Annotated in this window: 18 protein-coding genes; 10 read left to right on the plus strand and 8 right to left on the minus strand. The window is 60.5% G+C overall.

Features of this window, described 5'->3' with window-relative positions; genetic code table 11:
• Positions 1–61: 61 nt before the first annotated feature.
• A complete protein-coding gene (locus ACTG2J_RS17565) occupies positions 62–2,167 on the minus strand; it encodes a methyl-accepting chemotaxis protein (RefSeq protein ID WP_113739814.1) in 2,106 nt (701 codons plus the stop codon).
• 140 nt (positions 2,168–2,307) lie between these two features.
• Here ACTG2J_RS17565 and nadA point away from each other — a divergent pair, with 140 nt between their 5' ends.
• A complete protein-coding gene (gene nadA / locus ACTG2J_RS17570; RefSeq protein WP_279486537.1) occupies positions 2,308–3,381 on the plus strand; it encodes a quinolinate synthase NadA in 1,074 nt (357 codons plus the stop codon).
• Positions 3,382–3,451: 70 nt separating this feature from the next.
• Here nadA and ACTG2J_RS17575 read toward each other — a convergent pair whose 3' ends face one another.
• Positions 3,452–4,318, minus strand: coding sequence for a D-hexose-6-phosphate mutarotase (locus tag ACTG2J_RS17575; RefSeq protein ID WP_043821739.1), 867 nt, complete (start codon positions 4,316–4,318; stop codon positions 3,452–3,454).
• 86 nt (positions 4,319–4,404) lie between these two features.
• Positions 4,405–5,400, minus strand: coding sequence for a type I glyceraldehyde-3-phosphate dehydrogenase (gene gap / locus ACTG2J_RS17580; protein ID WP_005335708.1), 996 nt, complete (start codon positions 5,398–5,400; stop codon positions 4,405–4,407).
• A 347-nt stretch (positions 5,401–5,747) separates the two neighbouring features.
• Here gap and malQ point away from each other — a divergent pair, with 347 nt between their 5' ends.
• From malQ to msrB, 4 genes are all read left to right on the plus strand, one after another.
• Positions 5,748–7,937, plus strand: coding sequence for a 4-alpha-glucanotransferase (malQ, locus tag ACTG2J_RS17585; RefSeq protein ID WP_179214368.1), 2,190 nt, complete (start codon positions 5,748–5,750; stop codon positions 7,935–7,937).
• An 82-nt stretch (positions 7,938–8,019) separates the two neighbouring features.
• The gene (glgB, locus tag ACTG2J_RS17590) at positions 8,020–10,197 is read left to right on the plus strand and encodes a 1,4-alpha-glucan branching protein GlgB (protein WP_069529707.1); all 2,178 of its coding nucleotides are present in this window, start codon (positions 8,020–8,022) and stop codon (positions 10,195–10,197) included.
• Positions 10,197–12,353, plus strand: a complete 2,157-nt coding sequence (gene glgX, locus ACTG2J_RS17595; RefSeq protein WP_439989278.1) for a glycogen debranching protein GlgX — start codon at positions 10,197–10,199, stop codon at positions 12,351–12,353. The genes glgB and glgX overlap by 1 nt, the downstream gene beginning before the upstream one ends.
• Positions 12,354–12,421: 68 nt before the next feature.
• Positions 12,422–12,808, plus strand: a complete 387-nt coding sequence (msrB, locus tag ACTG2J_RS17600; protein ID WP_439989277.1) for a peptide-methionine (R)-S-oxide reductase MsrB — start codon at positions 12,422–12,424, stop codon at positions 12,806–12,808.
• A 74-nt stretch (positions 12,809–12,882) separates the two neighbouring features.
• Here msrB and chrA read toward each other — a convergent pair whose 3' ends face one another.
• Both chrA and ACTG2J_RS17610 read right to left on the minus strand, forming a co-directional pair.
• Positions 12,883–14,034: a chromate efflux transporter gene (gene chrA / locus ACTG2J_RS17605; protein WP_439989276.1), complete on the minus strand. Its 1,152-nt coding sequence runs from the start codon at positions 14,032–14,034 to the stop codon at positions 12,883–12,885.
• Positions 14,035–14,116: 82 nt separating this feature from the next.
• Positions 14,117–14,563, minus strand: a complete 447-nt coding sequence (locus tag ACTG2J_RS17610) for a nucleotide triphosphate diphosphatase NUDT15 (RefSeq protein ID WP_439989275.1) — start codon at positions 14,561–14,563, stop codon at positions 14,117–14,119.
• Positions 14,564–14,767: 204 nt separating this feature from the next.
• Between ACTG2J_RS17610 and ACTG2J_RS17615 the strand changes: the two genes are divergently transcribed.
• The gene (locus ACTG2J_RS17615; RefSeq protein ID WP_005335715.1) at positions 14,768–14,995 is read left to right on the plus strand and encodes a hypothetical protein; all 228 of its coding nucleotides are present in this window, start codon (positions 14,768–14,770) and stop codon (positions 14,993–14,995) included.
• Positions 14,996–15,140: 145 nt separating this feature from the next.
• The gene (locus tag ACTG2J_RS17620) at positions 15,141–15,458 is read left to right on the plus strand and encodes a hypothetical protein (RefSeq protein WP_005343224.1); all 318 of its coding nucleotides are present in this window, start codon (positions 15,141–15,143) and stop codon (positions 15,456–15,458) included.
• A 131-nt stretch (positions 15,459–15,589) separates the two neighbouring features.
• On the opposite strand, the gene ACTG2J_RS17625 is transcribed toward ACTG2J_RS17620, so the two are convergent.
• Together ACTG2J_RS17625 and ACTG2J_RS17630 are read right to left on the minus strand one after the other, a co-directional pair.
• Entirely contained in the window at positions 15,590–16,066 is a 477-nt protein-coding gene (locus ACTG2J_RS17625) for an Lrp/AsnC family transcriptional regulator (protein ID WP_005304871.1), read from the minus strand.
• 311 nt (positions 16,067–16,377) lie between these two features.
• On the minus strand, positions 16,378–17,001 hold the full coding sequence (locus ACTG2J_RS17630; protein ID WP_107682760.1) for a helix-turn-helix transcriptional regulator: 624 nt from the start codon (positions 16,999–17,001) through the stop codon (positions 16,378–16,380).
• Between the two features lie 106 nt (positions 17,002–17,107).
• Here ACTG2J_RS17630 and ACTG2J_RS17635 point away from each other — a divergent pair, with 106 nt between their 5' ends.
• Positions 17,108–18,337 (plus strand): MFS transporter, encoded by a 1,230-nt coding sequence (locus tag ACTG2J_RS17635; RefSeq protein WP_113739821.1) that lies wholly within the window; start codon positions 17,108–17,110, stop codon positions 18,335–18,337.
• 110 nt (positions 18,338–18,447) lie between these two features.
• Entirely contained in the window at positions 18,448–19,266 is an 819-nt protein-coding gene (locus ACTG2J_RS17640; RefSeq protein ID WP_439997732.1) for a Cof-type HAD-IIB family hydrolase, read from the plus strand.
• 51 nt (positions 19,267–19,317) lie between these two features.
• Here ACTG2J_RS17640 and ACTG2J_RS17645 read toward each other — a convergent pair whose 3' ends face one another.
• The gene (locus ACTG2J_RS17645) at positions 19,318–19,881 is read right to left on the minus strand and encodes a DUF2799 domain-containing protein (protein ID WP_069554893.1); all 564 of its coding nucleotides are present in this window, start codon (positions 19,879–19,881) and stop codon (positions 19,318–19,320) included.
• Positions 19,882–20,088: 207 nt separating this feature from the next.
• On the opposite strand from ACTG2J_RS17645, the gene ACTG2J_RS17650 reads away from it, so the two are divergent.
• Positions 20,089–20,928 (plus strand): isopenicillin N synthase family dioxygenase, encoded by an 840-nt coding sequence (locus tag ACTG2J_RS17650; protein ID WP_368209593.1) that lies wholly within the window; start codon positions 20,089–20,091, stop codon positions 20,926–20,928.
• Positions 20,929–21,132 lie beyond the last annotated feature (204 nt).

The raw sequence follows: 21,132 nt of genomic DNA on the forward strand, positions 1-21,132 counted from the left end.
TGCCATCGAGTGATAAAAAAGCCCGCGATCGCTCGCGGGCTTTTGTCTCTCTGGCAGCCACTCAGGTACGCAGACGATCGAGCTGACTGGCCAGCGCCGTGGCCGCTTGCTCCAGCGCCTCGCTCAGTTGATGGCTGGAGCTGGCCTCCTGCCCAATCACGTTGGCGGTATCACCAATCCGCATCAAATTCTTGTTGATATCGTCACTGACGGCGCTCTGCTGCTCGGCGGCGGTAGCCACCTGACTGATGTGGTCGTGGATCTGCTGGATCTGGGCCACCACCCGATTGAGTGCCTCGAACGCCTGCTCGGTGCCCTGCACCGTGGTGGTGGAGCGCTCGATGCCGGTATTCATCAGACGTTGGCTGCTGCTCACCTCGGTCTGCAGGCTACCAATCAGCTGGCCGATCTCGTCGGTCGATTCACGAGTCTTGTTGGCCAGCGCCCGCACCTCGTCTGCCACCACGGCAAAGCCGCGGCCCATATCACCCGCTCGTGCCGCTTCGATGGCGGCGTTGAGGGCCAGCAGATTGGTCTGCTCGGCAATGGCGCGGATCACATCGAGGATCCGGCTGATATTGGTGCTGCGCTGGGCCACCAGCGCCACCGCTTTATCCGCCTCATGCATATCGCCGACCAGAGTATGGATCTCGTTGCGGGCATTGCTGAGGGTCTGCTGGGCGGTATTGATGTGGTGGGTCGCCGCTTCCGACTCCTGCGCCGCCTGCTCGGCATAACCTGCCACGCTGACTGCCGTGGTACTCATCTGGTGCATGGCGCTCACCACACTCTCCAGCTCCAGATTCTGCTCGTCCAGACTGTTGCGCATGATGTCGGCGGTATGTTTCATCTCCCGCGCCTGCTGGTAGACCTGCTGGCCGATCCCCTTGCTCATTTGCACCATACCCCGCAGCTTGCCGAGGAAGGCATTGAGCTGAGAACCCAGATCGATCAGCTCCTGATGGGTGTCGATCTCCATCTGCTGGGTCAGGTCACCCTCGTTGCTGGATAGATGGCCCACATGGCGGCTGATAAGAGAAAGCGGCGCTGTGATGGTCTGGATAAACCAGACCAACAGCCCCAGCACCAACAGGGTAATCCCGCCCATGGCGATGATCTGCTGCCGCTGGGCATCCACCAGCAGGGTGCCCAGTTCATTGCTGATGGCGTGCGCCTTGCCGAGCGCTAGCGCCTTGGGCACCTTGATCATCAACCACCACTGGGTATTGGCTACCTCAACCCGGATGGGCTGATGAAGAATGAAGTCACTGTCGCTGCTGACCGGCTGACCGTCAGGCAGGGTCAGGCCCACCTCCTTGAGTGGACGGCCCAGCTTGTCGGCATAGCGGTTGCTGCCCACAATCAGCCCAATCTTGCTGACCAGAGTCACATCCGCCTTGTTGTCATAGAGGCTCTTGCCAAGGTTTTCAGCCAGTTGCTGGAAGATGGGCAGGTTCATATCCACCCCGGCCAGCCCGACAAACTTGCCGTCACGTAGCACGGGCACCGTCAGACTGGTCATCAGCATCTTGTTGCCCGGGCTGATTTCGTAGAGGTAGGGCTCCATCAGGCAGGGCTGGCGGGTATCGCGACCACAGAGATACCACTCGCTGTTGCGAATGCCGAACTCGTTGAGGGAGGTATCAAACTTGGCCTCGCTGGCGGCGGCGTCCACCGCTTGCTGGGCGACGGCGCCTCCCTGATCCTTGGTGAAATAGACCTCCAGACTCCCCTTGCCTGCCACCGAGTGGCTGGCTCCGCCCAGCCAGTTGCCGTCCTCGCCATCATAGCCATCCGGTTCAAACTGGGCATAAATGGAGCTGATCCCGCTCGCCTGCTGCAGGCTGCTACCGAGCAGAGACTCCACTTGGGGCCGCGACAAGCGCAGTTCCGGTTTGGCCATCCCGGCTTCAATCTGGGCGGTCACGGTCAGGGGGATCTGATAGGAGTTCTGCATCAGCGAGGCAATCTGAATGGCATAGCGCTCCGCCTGATACTGCAGGCTGCGGGAGACCTCCTCTTCCAATGCATCGCTGGTCTGGGTCATCACCATGTTGCGAAGAGAGCTGAAAGAGGCCGATTGCAACAGGGTCATGGCCAGCCCGGTCAGCAGAAACAGCCCCATGGTAAGGCACAACAGCTTGAACTTGAGGGAACGTTGCTTCATGCGACAACTCCTTATGGCAGAATAACAACGAATAAGTTGAGTATATTCGCCCACTTGCGCTTCACCCGATTTGTTGATGGGTTTGTGGCAGGCTTCTGGTTATAATTTTTGCCTTCCCGAGCGTTGATGGAACAGTCGCAATGAGCAATGCACTGAGCAGTGTCCCGCCGGTAGTCGCGATGGACTACCCCTTTCCGGCCAAACCTCTTCCCCTGAGTGCCGAGCAGAGAACGACCTTGACCACAGAAATCAAGGCGCTGCTCAAGGAGCGCAAAGCGGTACTGGTTGCCCACTACTACACGGATCCCGAGATCCAGGCGCTGGCCGAAGCCACCGGTGGTTTCGTCGGTGACTCGCTGGAGATGGCCCGCTTTGGCCGCGATCACGAGGCGCAAACCCTGATCGTCGCCGGGGTACGTTTCATGGGGGAAACCTCCAAGATCCTGAGCCCCCACAAGCGGGTGCTGATGCCGACTCTGGAGGCCGAATGCTCCCTCGATCTGGGCTGCCCCATCGAGCAGTTCTCCGCCTTCTGCGATGCCAATCCCGACCATACCGTGGTGGTCTACGCCAATACCTCGGCCGCCGTCAAAGCACGGGCGGACTGGGTAGTGACCTCCAGCATCGCGCTCGAGATCGTCGAGCACCTCGACAGCCAGGGTCACAAGATCATCTGGGGCCCGGATCGTCATCTGGGTGCCTATATCGAGAAGAAGACCGGGGCGCAAATGCTGCGCTGGCAAGGCCACTGCATCGTCCACGACGAGTTCAAGGCCCGCGCCCTGCGCGAGCTGAAAGAGCAGAATCCGGACGCCGCCGTGCTGGTTCATCCGGAATCCCCCGCCTCGGTGATCGAGCTAGCCGATGCGGTGGGATCCACCAGTCAGCTGATCAAGGCAGCCAAGGAGCTGCCACAGCAGAAGCTGATCGTGGCGACCGATCGGGGCATCTTCTACAAGATGCAGCAGGCTTGTCCGGAGAAAGAGATGGTGGAAGCACCGACCGGTGGCGATGGCGCTACCTGCCGCAGCTGCGCCCACTGCCCCTGGATGGCGATGAACGGTCTGGTGGCGATCAAGGAGGCCCTCACCGACGGTGCCGAGCGCCACGAGATCCATGTCGATGAAGATCTGCGGGTCAAAGCCTTGATCCCCCTCGATCGCATGCTCAATTTCGCCGCCGAACTCAAGCTCAAGACCCAGGGCAACGCCTGATTGCCGCCGTCATGAGATGCAAAGAGGGCTCCCGCGGGAGCCCTCTTTATTTATCTGAACCTCATCCTGCTCAGATGATCACGGTGGAGAGACTGTGCTCTTCATCCGGCGCAACGGTCACTCCCGTATCACCGGCGATGGCCGCTTCAACGCAGAGCATGGTGCGATAGCCATCGTCGCTCATGTCGGCCATGGCGGTAGCCCCTTCCAGCCAGGGGGTCCAGACCACCACGCTGTCGTGGTTGCCACTGACAACCCGGGTCTCGCGCTCACCATCCTGCACGCTCACCAGCGCCTCTGGCTGCCAGTAGACCCGATCCAGCGGCCCGCTCAAGGTCAATGCACCCTGCTGCTTGGCATCCTGTCCGGTCAGCTTGTCGGCATAGGGCTCGCCCAGACCGGTCACGCTCACCGCCTCCGGCGCACTGATGGTCAGATAGGTATGCAGCGCACCGCTATAGACCAACGGCTGGCTACCGGTGTTGCGGGTGGTCAGCACCAGCGAGAGCTCTTTGCCCACCAGCACGTCCAGTTCCAGCTCGAAGGAGTGATCCCACAGGGCGCGGGTTGCATCGCTATCGCGCAGGGAGAGATGAACAAGCGTGCCGTCAGCGTGATCGGAGACCCCGTCCAGCATCCAGAGGGTGGTACGGGCAAAACCGTGGGAGGGCTTGCCGCTACCGACGCGGGCGGGCGCTGGGCCAAACCAGGGCCAGCAGATCGGGATACCACCGCGAACAGGCTTGCTGCCATCCAGCACCGCCTTGTCACTCAGCCAGATGGAGGCCGGCTCGCCATGACGCTGATAGCTCAGCACATGGGCGCCAAACAGGCTGATCTCGGCCTTGGCATAGTCGTTGTTGATGGTGAGAACCGGCAGACCGGCCGCATTGTTGGCAAGCTTGCAATTGGCTGTCAGGGGACGAATGGATTGCATGTGGACTCCTGTCATCAGGGGAAACCGAAAAACAAAAAGGCGGCCAATGGCCGCCTTTTTCAAGCTACGCGATTGCGCATCCCAAATTACTTGGAGATGTGAGCGATCAGGTCCAGAACTTTGCTGGAGTAGCCCATTTCGTTGTCGTACCAGGATACAACTTTAACGAATTTGTCGTTCAGCTGGATACCAGCCTTGGCGTCGAATACGGAGGTCTGACGCTCACCCAGGAAGTCGGTAGATACAACTTCGTCTTCGGTGTAGCCCAGAACGCCTTTCATAGCGCCTTCGGAAGCAGCTTTCATCGCTTCGCAGATTTCTGCGTAGGTGGCAGCTTTCTTCAGGTTAACGGTCAGGTCAACAACAGACACGTCCGGAGTCGGAACACGGAAAGCCATACCGGTCAGCAGGCCTTTCAGTTCCGGGATAACTACGCCAACAGCTTTGGCAGCACCGGTAGAGGACGGGATGATGTTCTGAGCCGCACCGCGGCCACCGCGCCAGTCTTTGGCAGACGGACCATCAACGGTCTTCTGGGTAGCAGTGGTAGCGTGAACGGTGGTCATCAGGCCAGACTCGATACCGAAGGTATCGTTCAGAACCTTGGCGATCGGTGCCAGGCAGTTGGTGGTGCAGGAAGCGTTGGAAACGATGTCCTGGCCAGCGTAGGTAGAGTCGTTAACACCCATTACGAACATCGGGGTAGCGTCTTTGGACGGGCCAGTCAGAACAACTTTCTTGGCACCAGCAGCGATGTGCTTGCGAGCAGTCTCGTCGGTCAGGAACAGACCGGTAGCTTCAGCAACAACGTCAACACCGATTTCGCCCCACTTCAGGTTGGCCGGGTCACGCTCAGCGGTAACACGTACGGTTTTGCCGTTTACAACCAGGTTGCCGTCTTTAACTTCAACGGTACCGTTGAAACGACCGTGAGTTGAATCGTACTTCAGCATGTAAGCCATGTAGTCAACATCGATCAGGTCGTTGATACCAACAACTTCGATGTCTGCACGCTCGCAAGCCAGACGGAATACGAAACGACCGATACGGCCAAAACCGTTAATACCTACTTTGATAGTCATATTTAGTTACCTAACTGTTCAGTAGTCAAAGAAAATTCCGCTTGTAAATTTACTAGAACTCTCCGGTGAGTCAACCAACATTCTGTCTGAAATTGCGCTATATCATGAAAAACTGTGAAATTAATTTTCTGTTTATGTAACTGATTACCACGTTTTGACGAAAAAAGTGCCAGATCGTGGCATCGCGCAGATATCAACAATAGTGCCTACTCGGTCACACAACCATTCACAGAGATATGTAAAAATGTGTGCGGTTTAGCATGGCCAAAGAGCCACTGTTCAAGTACCACCCCATAAAAATCAAACAAAATAGTATAGATAGAATCCACAGCGGGAATTCTCAAACTATGACCACCCTGATTGAACAGCTGGCTGCCGCAAAAGGTATCGCCAGCGAGTATGTCGATGCCTGGGGCCACCCGGCCCAGGTATCCGAAGAGAGCAAGGCCGCCATGCTTGGCGCCATGGGCTACCGCGTCGATGACGAGGCCGCACTGGTGCAGCAGCTGGAAGAGGAGCATCGTCAGCACTGGCTGCGGGCGCTGGATCCTGTGATGGTGGTTCGCACCGGCGACGCCGTTACCCTTGAGGTTCGCCTCCCCATCGAATTCGTCAACGACGCCCTCACCTGGCAGCTCCAGCAGGAGCAGGGTGCTGTGTTGTCCGGTCAATTCACCCCCATCGAGGGTGAGCTGGTCGGCGTGGCCGAATTTGAAGAGATGGAGTGCCAGGCCTATCGCGTGACGCTGGAGATGGCCCCTGAGCTGGGTTATCACCAGCTGGTGCTGCTGGAAGAGGGCAATGACGAGCCGCTGGCCACCATGCGCCTCATCGTCGCCCCCAAGGCCTGCTACAAACAGGCGCCGATTGCCAATGGCCGCAAGGTATGGGGCCCGAGCGTACAGCTATACTGCCTGCGCAGCCGCCACAACTGGGGTATCGGTGATTTCAGCGATCTGGGCCAGCTGGTCGAGAAAGCCGCAGCCTGGGGTGCCCACTTCGTCGGCCTCAACCCTATCCACGCCCTCTATCCGGCCAATCCGGAGAGCGCCAGTCCCTACAGCCCCTCTTCCCGTCGCTGGCTCAACGTGGCCTATATCAATGTGGAAGCGGTGCCCGAATTCCAGCAGAGCGATCGCCTGAAAGCGGAAGTGGCAAGTCCTGCCTTCCAGCAACATCTGGCCGACCTGCGCGCCAAAGAGAACGTCGATTACACCGGCGTGATCCAGACCAAACTCGGCATGCTGCGTCAAGTGTTCGACGAAGCCAGCCTTGGCGCCGAGCGTCAGGCCGCCTTTGATGCCTTCGTGGCCGCCGGTGGCGACAGCCTGCAACAGCAGGCAGCATTTGATGCCCTGCAGGCCCACTTCTATGCCAAAGGCGAAAATGCCTGGGGCTGGCCGGTATGGCCGCAGGAGCTGCGCGATTACCACAACCCTGCCGTTGCCGCCTGGATGGCCGAGCACCCGCAAGATGTCAACTTCTACCTCTATCTGCAGTTCCTGGCTGACGAACAACTGGCGCAAGCCGATGCCCGCGCCAAGGCTGCTGGCATGGTGATGGGGATCTATCGGGATCTGGCGGTGGGCGTCTCCGAAGGCTCCACCGAGATCTGGGCCAACCAGGATCTCTACTGCCCGAAAGCCTCGGTCGGTGCGCCGCCCGATATCCTCGGCCCGCTCGGTCAGAACTGGGGCCTGCCCCCGATGAACCCGAACAAGCTGTTTGAAGCGGCCTACCAGCCGATGGTGGACTTGTTCCGTGCCAACATGCGCTCCTGCGGCGCACTGCGCATCGACCACGTGATGGCCTTGCTGCGCCTGTGGTGGGTACCGCCCGGAGCGTCCGCCGCCAAGGGCGCCTACATCTACTATCCGGTCAACGATCTGCTGGGCATTCTGGCCCTAGAATCCCACCGCAATCAGTGCCTGCTGATCGGCGAGGATCTGGGCACCGTGCCGGAGGGGATCGACGTGACCCTGAAAGAGAACGGCGTTCACTCCTACAAGGTGTTCTTCTTCGAGCGCTCCAAGGAAGATGGCGGCTTTATCTCCCCGGCGCACTACACCGAGCAGGCGATGTCAGCCCTGACCACCCACGACATGCCGACCCTCAAGGGCTTCTGGCACTGCGACGATCTGGCGCTCGGCCGTCAACTGGGTCTGTATCCGGATGAAGATGTATTGAAGACTCTGTATGCTGATCGCCACCAGGCCAAACAGCGGATCCTCGACAGCTTGCATGCCCACAAGGTCATCTCTGACAACATCAGTCATGACGTGAACTGGGTCGGCATGAACACCGAACTCAACCACGGTCTGCAGATCCACATGTCCCGCGGCAGCTGCGCCCTGTTCAGTACCCAGCTGGAAGACTGGCTGGAGATGGACAAGCCGGTCAACGTACCGGGCACCAGTTACGAATACCCCAACTGGCGCCGCAAGCTCTCCGCTGATCTGGAAGATATTTTTGCCAATGAGGCACTCAAGGCACTGGCTGGCAAGATGAGCCAAGCCCGTGATGAGGCCAGTCGTTGAGACGCTGTCTCTCACAGCGTTCTCACCTAAATCCACTCCGGCTTCGGCCGGAGTGGATGCTCTGTCATGAAAGGAAATCTCGATGCTCGTTGAACGTTTGGTTGCTGCCCGCTGTTCCGATCCCTTCTCTCACTTAGGCCTGCAGGCCAATCCGGATGGGCCCGGCCTCAAACTGACCGCCTGGTTGCCTGATGCCCTCGAAGTTCGCGTCAAGGATCTCAAGTCGGGCAAAGTCGTTGCCACCCTGGCGCCCACCGATGAATCGGGTCTTTTTGAAACTGTTTTCACCCGCCGCAAAAACTCCTTCCCCTATCAGCTGCTCGCCAGCTACCAAGATGCCACCACCGAGGTCATCGACCCCTATCAGTTTCAGGATGCCGCCTGGGCAGGCCTGGCCGAACTGACCGCCCAGCCGGAAAACCTCTATCACACCCTTGGCGCCCAGCTGCGAACCGTGGAGCATCTTGGCCAGCAGGTGGAGGGGGTGCGTTTTGCGGTCTATGCGCCGAGCGCCACCGCCGTGAGCCTCATCGGCGATTTCAACTTCTGGGATGGCCGCCGCCATCCGATGCAGCGCAGCCTCTGCGGTCACTGGGTGCTGTTTGTGCCGGGCCTCAAGGCCGGGGATCGCTACAAGTTCGAGCTCAAGGATCCCATGGGCAACCGGCTGCCCCACAAGAGCGATCCGGTCGGCTTTTACTGCGAGCAGTATCCGTCGTTCGCCTCCGTGGTCTATGACCACGCCCAGTACCAGTGGCAGGATGCCGAGTGGATTGCCAGCCAGCACAACGACAAACGCGAGCAGCCGCTCTCCATCTATGAGCTGCACGTCGGCTCCTGGAAGCGCCACCCCAACGGCGACAGCCTGAGCTGGCGCGAGCTGGCAGTGGAGCTGGTCGCCTACGTCAAGGAGATGGAGTACACCCACATCGAGCTGCTGCCGGTCTCCGAGCACCCCTTCAGCGGCTCCTGGGGCTACCAGCCGGTGGGTATGTTCTCCCCCACCAGCCGCTACGGCACCGCCGATGATTTCAAATACTTCGTCGACCAGTGCCACCAGGCCGGTATCGGCATCATTCTGGACTGGGTACCCGCCCACTTCCCGTCCGATGCCCACGGCCTGGCCCGCTTCGATGGCACCCCGCTCTACGAGTACGAGGATCCGCGCCGTGGCTGGCACCCGGACTGGAACTCCTACATCTATGACTTCGGCCGCGACACAGTGCGCCAGTTCCTGGTGGCGAGCGCGCTGTTCTGGCTCGACAAGTTCCACATCGACGGACTGCGGGTGGATGCGGTCGCCTCCATGCTCTATCTGGACTACTCCCGCAACGCCGGTGAGTGGGTACCGAACGTCGATGGCGGCAACCACAACTACGAGGCGATCAGCCTCTTGAAGTGGACCAACGAGGAGGTCTACGGCAAGTATCCCCACGCCATGACCATAGCCGAAGAGTCCACCGCCTTTGCCGGTGTCTCCCGCCCCACCTTCCTCGGCGGCCTCGGCTTTGGCTTCAAGTGGAATATGGGCTGGATGCACGACACCCTCACCTATATGCAGAAAGAGCCGATCCACCGTCGCTACCACCACAACGACATGACCTTCTCCATGGTTTACCACTATGACGAGAACTTCATCCTGTCGCTCTCCCACGACGAGGTGGTGCACGGCAAGCACTCCATGCTCTACAAGATGCCGGGCGACGAGTGGCAGCAAGCCGCCAACCTGCGGGCCTACATGGGCTTCATGTACGCCCACCCGGGCAAGAAGCTCAACTTCATGGGCACCGAAATCGCCCAGAGCAACGAGTGGAACCACGACGCCCAGCTGCCGTGGCATCTGCTGCAATATCCCAAGCATGCCGGTCAGCAGCGGCTGATCCACGATCTCAACCACCTCTACCGTCATGAGCCTGCCTTGTATCAGGCCGATTATGAGCAGACCGGCTTCCGCTGGCTGGATCACAACGATGCCGACAACAGCATCTTTGCCTGGCTGCGGGCGGACAAAGAGGGCAAGCAGGCTATTGTGGTGGCTTGCAACTTCACCCCGGTGCCCCGTCTCGAATATCGGATCGGCGTCCCAGCTGCGGGCCACTATCGGGTGGTGCTCAACACCGACAGCGAGTATTACTGGGGCAGTAACTATGATGTAGGTCTGGTGTTCGCTGCCGAGCCGACCCCCTGGCAGGGGATGGCACACAGCATAGTGCTGGATCTGCCGCCGCTGGCGACCTTGTTTATCAAACAGGAGTCTTGATGCTTGTAATGGAAAAAGGGGTGGGCCACCCGCTGGGGGCCCGCCTTGACGAGAACGGTTGCCACTTCTGCGTCTGGGCCCCCCAGTCGGACAAGGTGGAGATCTGCCTGTACGACGAGCAGGAGCAGGAGCTGATGCGGCTGGAGTTGCCCGGCCGCCGTGGCCAGTATCGCTTTGGCTACGTGCGCGGTGTAAAGGCCGGTCAGCGCTACGGCTATCGGGTCTATGGCACCCCGCAGGAGGGGATGCTGTTCGATCCGCAAAAACTGCTGATTGACCCCTACGCCAAGGCGCTCAGTCGTCCCACCTACTGGGATGAAGCCCTCTATCAGGGTGACAGTGCCGGGATGATTGCCAAGTCGGTGGTAGTGGATGACAGTTTTGACTGGCAAGGGGTTGGCAAACCCGGGATCAGTCCGGCCCGCACCATTATCTACGAGACCCACGTCAAGGGCTTTACCAAGCAGCATCCGGGGATCCCCAAAACACTGCAGGGCACCTACCTTGGCATCTGTCACCCGCTGGTTATCGAGCACATGAAGAGCCTCGGTATCACCTCGGTGCAGCTGATGCCGGTGGCCGCCTTCATGTCGGAACCGCGACTGGAGCAGCTGGGACTAACCAACTACTGGGGCTACAACCCCATCGCCTTCTTCGCCCCGGAGCCGCGCTACAGCACCAAGCCGGACGAGGCGGTGACCGAGTTCAAGACCATGGTGCGCGAGCTGCACCGGGCCGGGCTCGAGGTGATCCTGGATGTGGTCTACAACCACACTGCCGCCTCGGGCTTCGACGGCCCCACCCTCTCGTTCAAGGGCTTTGACAACGCCGGTTACTACGCGTTCGAAGCGGGCCCCCACGGCCCGGACTACACCCGTCACGCCAACGTGACCGGCTGTGGCAACAGCGTCAATCTGGATCACCCCAACACCCTGCGGCTGGTGCTCGATGCCCTGCGCTACTGGGTCACCGAGATGCAGGTGGACGGCTTCCGTTTCGATCTGGCGGTGACACTGGCGCGGGAAGCGGGCGAGTTCGAGCCCATGGGTGCCTTCTTCAAGGCGGTGATGGCCGATCCTGTGCTGTCACAGGTCAAGCTGATCGCCGAACCCTGGGATATCGGCCCCTTTGGCTACCGGCTGGGTCAGTTCCCGAGCCAGTGGCAGGAGATCAACGACCGCTATCGCGATACTGTGCGCGCCTTCTGGCGTGGCGATGCAGGCAAGATGGGGGACTTTGCCACCCGTCTGGTGGGGTCGCGGGATATCTTCCCGAAAAACTGGCGCTCCCCCCACACCAGCGTCAACTACCTCTGCTATCACGACGGTTTCACCCTGGAGGATCTGGTCTCCTACAACCAGCGCCACAACCAGGCCAACGGTGAAGACAATCGGGATGGCCACGGCAACAACCTCTCCTATAACCACGGGGTAGAGGGGCCGACTCTGGATCCGCGGGTCAACAGCCTGCGCCAGCAGCAGAAGCGCAATCTGATTGCCACCCTGCTGCTCTCCCAAGGCACGCCCCACTTCCTCGCCGGCGACGAGATGGGTCGCAGCCAGCTCGGCAACAACAACGCCTACTGTCAGGACAACCAGATCAGCTGGGTCAACTGGCAGTGGCGGCCGGAGGACGAGCGGCTGTTCGCCTTCACCCAGCAGATGATGGCGCTGCGGGCGGAGTCGTGCGTCTTCTCCAACCTGCAACTGAGCGATGACAGCTGGAACGGTGCGACGCCCAACTGCCATCAGGTCAACTGGTATCACCCGGATGGCCACCAGCTCACCGATCAGGACTGGCACGCCCCCATGGGGCAGGCATTTGCCATGGATATCGGCATGATCAACTGTGTCGGCGAGCGCTGGTACGTGCTGTTCAATGCCAGCGACTACGACATCCAGTTCCGCCTGCCGCCGCCGGGGGAAGGGCTGGAGTGGATCCAGACCATCGACACCGCCACCAACGACGGCTTGCCGTTCCTGCCCGATGACATCAAACGGCAGGTGGCGGTCGGTCGCGCCCATTCCCTCAAGCTGCTGGAGCGGGTGGCGCTGGCCAGCACGGCGGAGGATGCCCAACCACCACAGCAGGCGCTTCTCCCTGCGTCCGGTGCGGACATGGCTGCCACCTCGATCACAAATGCGGGCAAACCATAACAGGCATACTGGAGTCAGCTTTGGGTAGCCGCTATGCTGGGCCCCGTGATTGATGGCAAGGAGTCGGTATGAGCAGTAACAACCCGGAACAGTGGCGCAGCAAGCTAAGCGCCGAGCAGTTTCACGTCTGCTGGGAGAAGGGCACCGAGCGACCCTACAGCGGTGCCCTGCTCCACAATCGCAAGAGCGGCGACTACCTCTGTGTCTGCTGCAAGAGCGTACTGTTTCACTCAGGTGCCAAGTTTGATTCCGGCTGCGGCTGGCCCTCGTTCGACAAGGCCATCGAGGGGACGGTGGAGTACACCGAAGACAACAGCCACGGCATGAAGCGGGTTGAGATCACCTGCCGCCAGTGCGGCTCTCACCTCGGTCACGTCTTCCCCGATGGACCGACCGAGACCGGCCAGCGCTACTGCGTCAACAGCCTGAGTCTGGATTTCGAACCCGAAGTCTGAACGGTTTACCCATTGCAATAAAAACGGCGCCTCCGTTATGGAGGCGCCGTTTTTTTATCGGGATTTCACCGCATTCACGCCAGCAGGATGGCGGCCATCACCAGCAGGGCCGCGATGGCCGGCACCGGCAACTTCACCACACGCAGCAGATAAAAGCCGATGGCAGCCAGCGCCAGATCGGTCGGCGCCAGCACCGCGCTCTGCCACACCGGCTGATAGAGGGCCGCCAGCAACAAGCCCACCACGGCGGCGTTGATTCCGGTGACGGCCCCCGCCAGACGGGGCCGGGCCAGCCACTGTTGCCAGCAGGGGCCCACCGCCCAGAGCAGCAGAAAGCCGGGTGCAAAGAGCGCCAGGGTCGCCAACAGGGCCCCGATCATCGGCATCTCGGGCTGCAACTGGGCGCCAAGATAGGTGGCAAGGGTAAACATGGGGCCCGGCACCAACTGGGCCAAGCTGTAACCGGTCAGAAACTGCTGCTCGTTGAGAGTGTGTCCCACGCTCTCTTGCAGTAGCGGCAGCACCACATGGCCACCGCCAAACACCAGACAACCTGCGCGATAGAAGTCGGCAACCAGCTGACCAAGCGGACTACCGAGCAGCGGCAGACCGATAAAAAGGATGCCAAACAGCAGAAGGGTCGGCCAATGAGGCTGACTGCTGGCGGCAGAAGGCAGCTCGGCGGAGGCTGGGCGACTACCCGCCCCGCGCTGGCTGCGGGCGCAGATCAGCGCCGCTCCCGCCAGCATCAACAGTTGAGTCAGCAGACCGGGCTGCCACCAGAGTGCAGCAGCGGTCACCACCATGATCCCTTGGGTCATTCCCGTGGCACAGAACTGACGACTCATGGTGAGCACCGCATCGGCCACCACGATGAGCGCCAGCAGCTTGAGGCCGTGCAGCGCCGCATCAAGCCACAGATTGCTGCCCAGCTGGCCGATGCCGATCGCAGCCGCCAGTAGCAGAAGAAATGAGGGCAGCGTGAAGCCAACAAAAGCAGAGAGCGCCCCGCCCAGACCGGCGCGATGACGACCGATGGCGAAACCAAGCTGGCTGGAGGCGGGCCCCGGCAGCAGTTGGCACAGCGCCAGCAGGCGGGCAAATTCGGCCTGTGTCAGCCAACCGAGCCGCTGGACGAAGGTGCGCTGGAAATAGCCGATATGAGCGGCCGGACCACCAAAGCTGATGCAGCCCAGCCATAAAAACTGAATAAATACCTGTCCCACGCTCTTCTCCCTCATCTCTCTTCTCCCGATGGAGAGGGGATATTATGACAGCGCGATGATCGTTTTATGACAATCAGACTGATTAGGCTGACACTATTGGCACATCACTCGGCAGATAGCAGCGTCCCGCCAGCCAGCAGGCGATGGATTGGCGGCTGGCGTCGAAATGGGGCTCGGGCAACGCGCGCGGATCGCACCAGACCCAACCTTCGCACTTCTCCGGCTCCAGCAGCTTCGGCTCGCCATCGGCCTTGGCATGCAGCGTCACCGAGATATAGTGCAGCCCGCTCTCGCGCCAGGTCTCCAGATTGTTGGTCACCGCCACCACCTCGGGCCCATGGATCTTAAGTCCCGTCTCCTCGGCCACCTCGCGGATCGCCGCCGACTCGAAGCTCTCCCCCAACTCCAGATGACCACCCGGGATCGACCAGTAGGGAGCATGACTCCCTTTGCGCTTGCCAAACAGCACCTGGCCATGGGCGTTGGTCAGGATGACGCCAACCCCGACGCGGGGATAGAGAGTGGACATGAAAACGCTCCTTCAATCAGGCAGTAAAACGGCCCCACCTTAGGCCCAAGGAGGGCACAGGGCAAGCCCCGGCTGCACGACACCTGCGACCGTCAGTGGTCTCCCCTTGCCCCTTAACCGGTTATCACTGATGCTGGGGAGTGAAGCTCGGATGGAGAGGTCATCCCAATCCTCTCAGTCCCCCATCACCCCGAGGAGTCCGCCATGAAAAAATTGCTCCCCCTGTGCGCTCTGCTGCTCACAGCTTGCCAAACCACGCCGCCCCCCAACTCGCTCGCCATCGATGATGCCGACGCCTGGCAGGCCATTTGCAAAGATGGCACCCGGGTTCGCGCCGTGGTGGCAGAGGGGATCTGTGGGGATCATCGCGGGGTAGCCATGTGGACGAATAAGCCAAGAGCTGAACGGATGGCAGAAGAAGCCGCCAAATAGTGTGATCCAGGGACCATAAAATGACACTGCCGGCCAGTTGGCCGGATTTTTTCGCGATCTCGCCAGCACTTTGCCACCTTGTTCATGGTGCGCTCAGTTTTCTGTTCCCATACTGGCCCTACAGTTCCAAAAGAGGAGAGACAAGATGCAAACATCCATCGTCGGGCTCTCCATTCTGTGGGGGCTAGCCAGTTTTGGTGTTCAGGGGGATTTCATCGAGAGCCGTGATTCCGTTGCGCCATCCTGGCAAGCCGAGTCCAGAGTGGAGATGGAAGGTTATCTGATTGAATCGCTTGGCGAAGATCGCTGGCTGTTCGACAACGGCAGCGAGAGCCTGCTGGTCTCCCTGCCCGAGGGGCAGTGGGTGCCGACCGGCGAGCGGCTGCGAGTCAGCGGCGAACCGCAGCAGGAGCAGAGCGGCTGGCTGCTGCAGGTGGAAGACATCAGCCAGGTCAGCGTCTGACAGCGGCAGTCGCCCCGTCACCGCGACAGCTAATCCAGACCCGATAACCACTACCGAATAACCAAGAGCGAATAGCAAAAGAGGAGGCCACTGGCCTCCTCTTTCTGTTTCTATAAGCGGCTTGCGCGGGCTCACCCCAGATGGTTGAGCGGTAGTGCCGTCTTGTGCTTGATGCGACGCAGCACGAAGCTGGAGCGCACTCCGGTCACCCCCGGAATATGGGTCAGCTTGTCCAGCAGGAAGTGCTGATAGTGCTCCATGTCGCGCACCACCACCTTGAGTTGGTAGTCGGCATCATTGCCGGTGATGAGATCACACTCGAGCACTTCGGGCAGTTCGCTGATGGCGCGATCGAAGTTTTCGAACCGCTCGGGCGTGTGTCTGTCCATGGAAATGTGAATGTAGGCGGTGAGGGTGAGGCCAAGCTGGCGGGCGTTGAGCAGAGTAACGTGGGTGTCGATGAGGCCGGCATCCTCCAGCGCCTTGACCCGGCGGGAGCAGGGGGACGGCGAGAGCCCGACCAGCTCGGCCAGTTCCAGATTGCTGATGCGGCCATTCTCCTGCATCAGCTCGAGAATATGTCTGTCTATGCGATCAAGTTTCAGCATTTACCCTTCCTCGTTGCAATGACTAATCCACTTTTCCTAGATTAAGGGTGAACTATTGCAAAAACAACCGAAATAAGTGGTTACTTTGCAACCACTCACCGGCACGGGAGGGATACTATGGTTACATCTTCCGGTGGCAAAGCAGATACCTGACCGGGTCTCTGCGGTGAAGGACCTTACCGGGTCAAGAGCCCCATCAGCCGTCTTACCTTATCGGGAAACGACGGGCTGGAACGAGAGAACCCCCTCCCCGAAGGCAACAAAGCAGGCATCCCGGCGCCTGCTTTGTTGTTTTTGGGCGTTTGACGAAATCAGAGCACGGGCGGCGTGATGCGATAGAGGCAGCGGTGTGCCCCCTCCAGCAGATATTGCTCCCGCTCCACCGTCGCTGGCGCCAGCAGCTGGCGAAACAGCGCCAGCTCGCTGCGACAAAAACCGCGGCAAGTACGCGCCGCCGCACAGATGGGACAGTGGCTCTCCCACAGCAGCCAGCTGCCATCCTCTTCGCGGCGGATCTCCGCCATATAGCCCTCGCGAGTACGCAGCTCCCTGAGCACCGCCAGCCGGCCAGAGAGACCATGGGACCCCAGCGCCTCCTGATAGCGAGCAAGCATCTGCTGCTCCCGCTGCTGGATCAGCCGTTCCATCCCCTCCTCGCCAAACAGCTCGCGCACGTTGTCGATCAACTGCACGGTCAGATCGCTATGGCTATCGGGGAAGCGCTGCCAGGCCTGCTCGGTGAGCTGCCACAGCCGCACGGGACGACCGCGCCCACGCGCCTCGTCGCTGAATGTGACCCACCCCTCCTGCTCCAGTGCGAGCAGGTGCTGGCGGGCGCCCATGGAGGTCATCTGCAACTGCTCCCCCAGCGCGGCGGCGCTCTGCGGGCCATGGCTCTTGAGCAGAAACAGGATCTTGTCGGTGCTTGCGTTCATGATCTCATTATGGGGAGCGCCCTTTATTAAATCAACAATTCACTTTACTTAATCCCGTCTATGAATCAGCATAAATAAACAAATAACTTTATTTAATGGGTGCAACATGGAGAAACACGGGCACAAAAATCCCCTCTGGGTGCTGGTCATGACGGTCACGCTGGCAGTTGCAGGTTTCAGTCTCCCCTCCCCGGTGTTGGCACCCTTGCTGCTGGATCCGGCCCACGGCATGCTGACGCCGGATGCCTCCGACTGGAGCCGCAAGGTGTGGCTGGGGGTCATCATGGGGCTCTATCCCCTGTTCCAGCTGGTGGGCAGTCCCTGGCTCGGTCGCCTCTCCGACCGCTATGGCCGCAAGCCACTGCTGTTGCTCTCGCTGGCGGGGGTTCTGGCAGGCTATGCCCTGATGGCACTCGGTATCGCCTGGCGCTCCCTCCCCCTGCTGCTGCTCAGCCGGATTGTGGAGGGGCTATGCAACGGCAACATCGCCATCGTGCAAGCGATGGCAGCGGATCTCGCTGGCAAGGAGCACAAGGCCCGCAGCTTCGCCTGGATCAACATCGGCATGAATCTGGGCTGGGTAGTGGGGCCGATGATCGGGGGCTACGCCGCGGTGATCTCGGGGGATTACAGTCTGGCCGCCTGGCTGGCGGTAGGAATGACCCTGCTCAACCTGCTGCTGGTGTACTGGTTGATCCCCTATCGTCCGCCGGTGGCGGCCACCCGTCAGACCGCGACCCTCTCCAGCCGCCAGCTGTTGTTGCAACCGGCCCTGCTGCCCTACTTCGCGCTCACCCTGATCAGCTATGGCGCCGTGCAGCTCTATTTCACCTACTTCAATATCTGGCTGGTGGAGAGGCTGTCCTGGGATCCGGCCCAGCTGGCGCAGGCAGCGGTGCTGGTGAGCCTGCCCATGATGGCGGGCTCCTGGCTCGGCTCCCGCATCGCCCGCCATTGGCGCGGCAGCTCACTCGGGATTATCGGCCATCTGGTGATGGCGAGCGGCATGCTGCTCTTTATCCTGCCCGTGCACTGGTGGGGGCTGGCGCTTACCTTCGTTCCGGCTGGCATAGGCATGAGTCTGGGGGAGCTGGCCACCTCGGTGGCGATCTCAAACCGCAGTCACCCGGAGCAGCAGGGGCAGGCGATGGGGCTCTACCGCGCCCTCGCCGTGGGCAGCGAGATCCTGGCAGTGCTGCTCGGCAGTCTGGTGCTGCTGGCCGGTACCGAGTGGCCCTTCTATCTCGCCACCCTCTGCTCCCTTGCCAGTGCCGCCGGTTTCTATCTGCTGCGCCGCCGTGCCGACCGTCGTCAACAGCTGGCCAGCTGCACCTGAGCCACGAAGGGATCACAGTTCGGTGCTTCGGCCGCGGGCAAGACTTGCATCGGGGCGCCGGGTCTGGGACGGTAAAGCTCTTTACGGATTTGTTCGATGCTGGAGGAGCTATGAGTGAGTACAAGGCCATCGCGCTCGATATGGATGGCACCCTGCTGACCCGGGATCACAAGATCTCGTCGGCCACCCGGGCAGCCCTGGCGCAGGCCCGCGCCCACGGCATCAAGGTGCTGCTGGTCACGGGGCGCCACTACATGACGGCACGCCCCTTCCACCACGAGCTGGCCCTCGATACCCCCCTCATCTGCAGCAATGGCGCCTATCTCTATGATCCGGTGCAAAACCGGATCATCAGCGGCGACCCGCTGGCGGCTGCCCCGCTTACCGAGCTGCTGGCCGCGGTCGAGGCACAGCAGATGGGCGCCCTGTTCCACCTGAGCGAGGGCATTGGCTACATCGGCTGTGAAGAGCATGTCACCCGCATCCGCCACTGGTCGGCCAATCAGCCGGACCACCTCAAGATCGCCCTCCACCCGGTCGAGGCGCTGGCAGGCTGGCTCGACAATCCGGTCTGGAAACTGGAGCTGTTCAATCAGGATCCGGCGCGCCTGCACACCTTTATGGGCGAGGTGGTCGAGCAGATGCCCTTTACCCGTGACTGGGCGGCCCCCTATGCGGTGGAGCTGGTACAGCCCGGTTGCAGCAAGGGCAACCGGCTTGCCCAGTGGGCAGCCAGCGAAGGGATTGCGATGGAGCAGGTGGTGGCGTTTGGGGACAACAACAACGACATCAGCATGTTCGAGCAGGTGGGGCTGGCAGTGGCCATGGGCAATGCGGCCCCGCAGATCCAGAGCCATGCCCATCGGGTCACGGCCGACCACAACGAAGATGGTATCGCACTGGCGCTGCAGCGCTGGGTACTGCCCTGATCTGACAAGATGCAACATGGCCAGCACGCGGGCTGGCCATGAAGAGAGGGATTAACCGCCGAAGGAGAACTGGATCACCCGATCCGGATAGCGCAGACGGTTGTACTCCCGGCGCAGGGATTCGTAGTGGCGAATGGCCCGATCGCGCTTGGCGCGGTAGTAGTCGCGCTGTTCCGTGTTGGTTTCGTTGCGGATGCTGCGCTCCAGCGTATCGATATCCCGCTCGGTACGCTCCAGCTCGTCGCTGATCTCCCGCATGCGGGCGGCCAGTTTGTACTCTTCGTAGCCGCGTTGATACTGCTTGAGGAAGCTGGCGTCATTGGGGCATACCCCCAGATAGGCCTGCCCCTCCTTGCCCTTGCTGTAAGCCAGCTCGGGGATGCAGTAGAGCTCCAACCCCTTGTCGTAGCCCCGTTTCCACTCGGCCTCATCCACTTTGAGGCCATATTCGCTGCAAGAGGAAACGTAATCGCGGGTCGCCTGACGGGTTTTGCCTTCCGATCCATCCTGATAACCCAGGTTGTACCAACTCATGGTGCGGCACTCATCTTCTGACAGGGCACTGCATCCCGCCAGCAATACCGGCAGGGTCAGCAACAGGATTTTGGGGGACATGAACAGACTCCGGAAAAGATAGTGAGCGGCATTCTAGAGAGGATAAAAGGCCATAACAAGGGATGCGCCCCCGCACGGTCTGGTGCGGTTTATTTGATATTTTTGTCACTATTCGCGACCACGCCAGACGGGGCAGCCAACCCGCTTTCCTTGTTATCAGGTGCAAGGTAAACTGCGCCATCTTTTAACTGGCGCGCAACAAAAACAATGAAAGTCCTGACCGTCGATTACCGCTCACCCGATGCGGCCCAACGCTTCACCGAATCCCTGCGAACCACCGGCTTTGGCGTGTTGACCAATCACCCCATTCCGAAAGAGCTGGTGCAGTCCATCTACGAAAACTGGTATCGCTTCTTCATGAGCGAGCAGAAGCAGGATTTTCTGTTCAACCGCGAGACCCAGGATGGCTACTTCCCGCCCTCGGTCTCCGAGGTGGCCAAGGGCCATAGCCAGAAAGACATCAAGGAGTACTTCCACATCTACCCCTGGGGCCAGATGCCGGAAGAGCTGAAAGAGCAGGCGATGGAGTACTACCGCCTCGCCAACGGTCTGGCCGCCGAGTTACTGGGCTGGGTAGAGCAGTACACCCCGGCCGATATCGCCGCTCACTACAGCTGCCCCCTCTCCTCGATGATCGAAGAGAGCCAGAAGACCCTGCTGCGGGTGCTGCACTATCCGCCGTTCAACGGCACCGAGGAGCCGGGTGCCATCCGCGCCGCCGCCCACGAGGATATCAACCTGCTCACCATTCTGCCCGCCGCCAACGAGCCGGGGCTTCAGGTGAAGGGTTCCGACGGCGAGTGGATGGATGTGCCGTGTGACTTTGGCACCCTCATCATCAACATCGGTGACATGCTGCAGGAGGCCTCTCGCGGCTACTACCCCTCCACCACTCACCGCGTCATCAACCCGACCGGTGGCAGTGCCGCCAAGTCGCGTATCTCCCTGCCGCTGTTCCTCCACCCGCGCCCGGATGTGGTGCTCTCCGAGCGCCATACTGCCCACAGCTACCTGATGGAGCGGCTGCGGGAGCTCGGGGTGATCTAGTCCGCCGACGAGCAATTGTCAGAGACCAAACCGGAGCAATCTCGCTCCGGTTTTTTATTTGGTGGCAGGATTGGGCTAAAAACAGAATTAAATTAGCCAATCATGCCAATAAATCGCATTTACACCTGATAACCGTCGTAGTGATTGCGCAGTGACCTCCGTAACATGAGCGCCATTCTGCCCTGCAAAGGGGCGCTCGATTGG

The organism is Aeromonas sp. 6P (assembly GCF_051919525.1).
GTDB lineage: Bacteria > Pseudomonadota > Gammaproteobacteria > Enterobacterales > Aeromonadaceae > Aeromonas > Aeromonas veronii.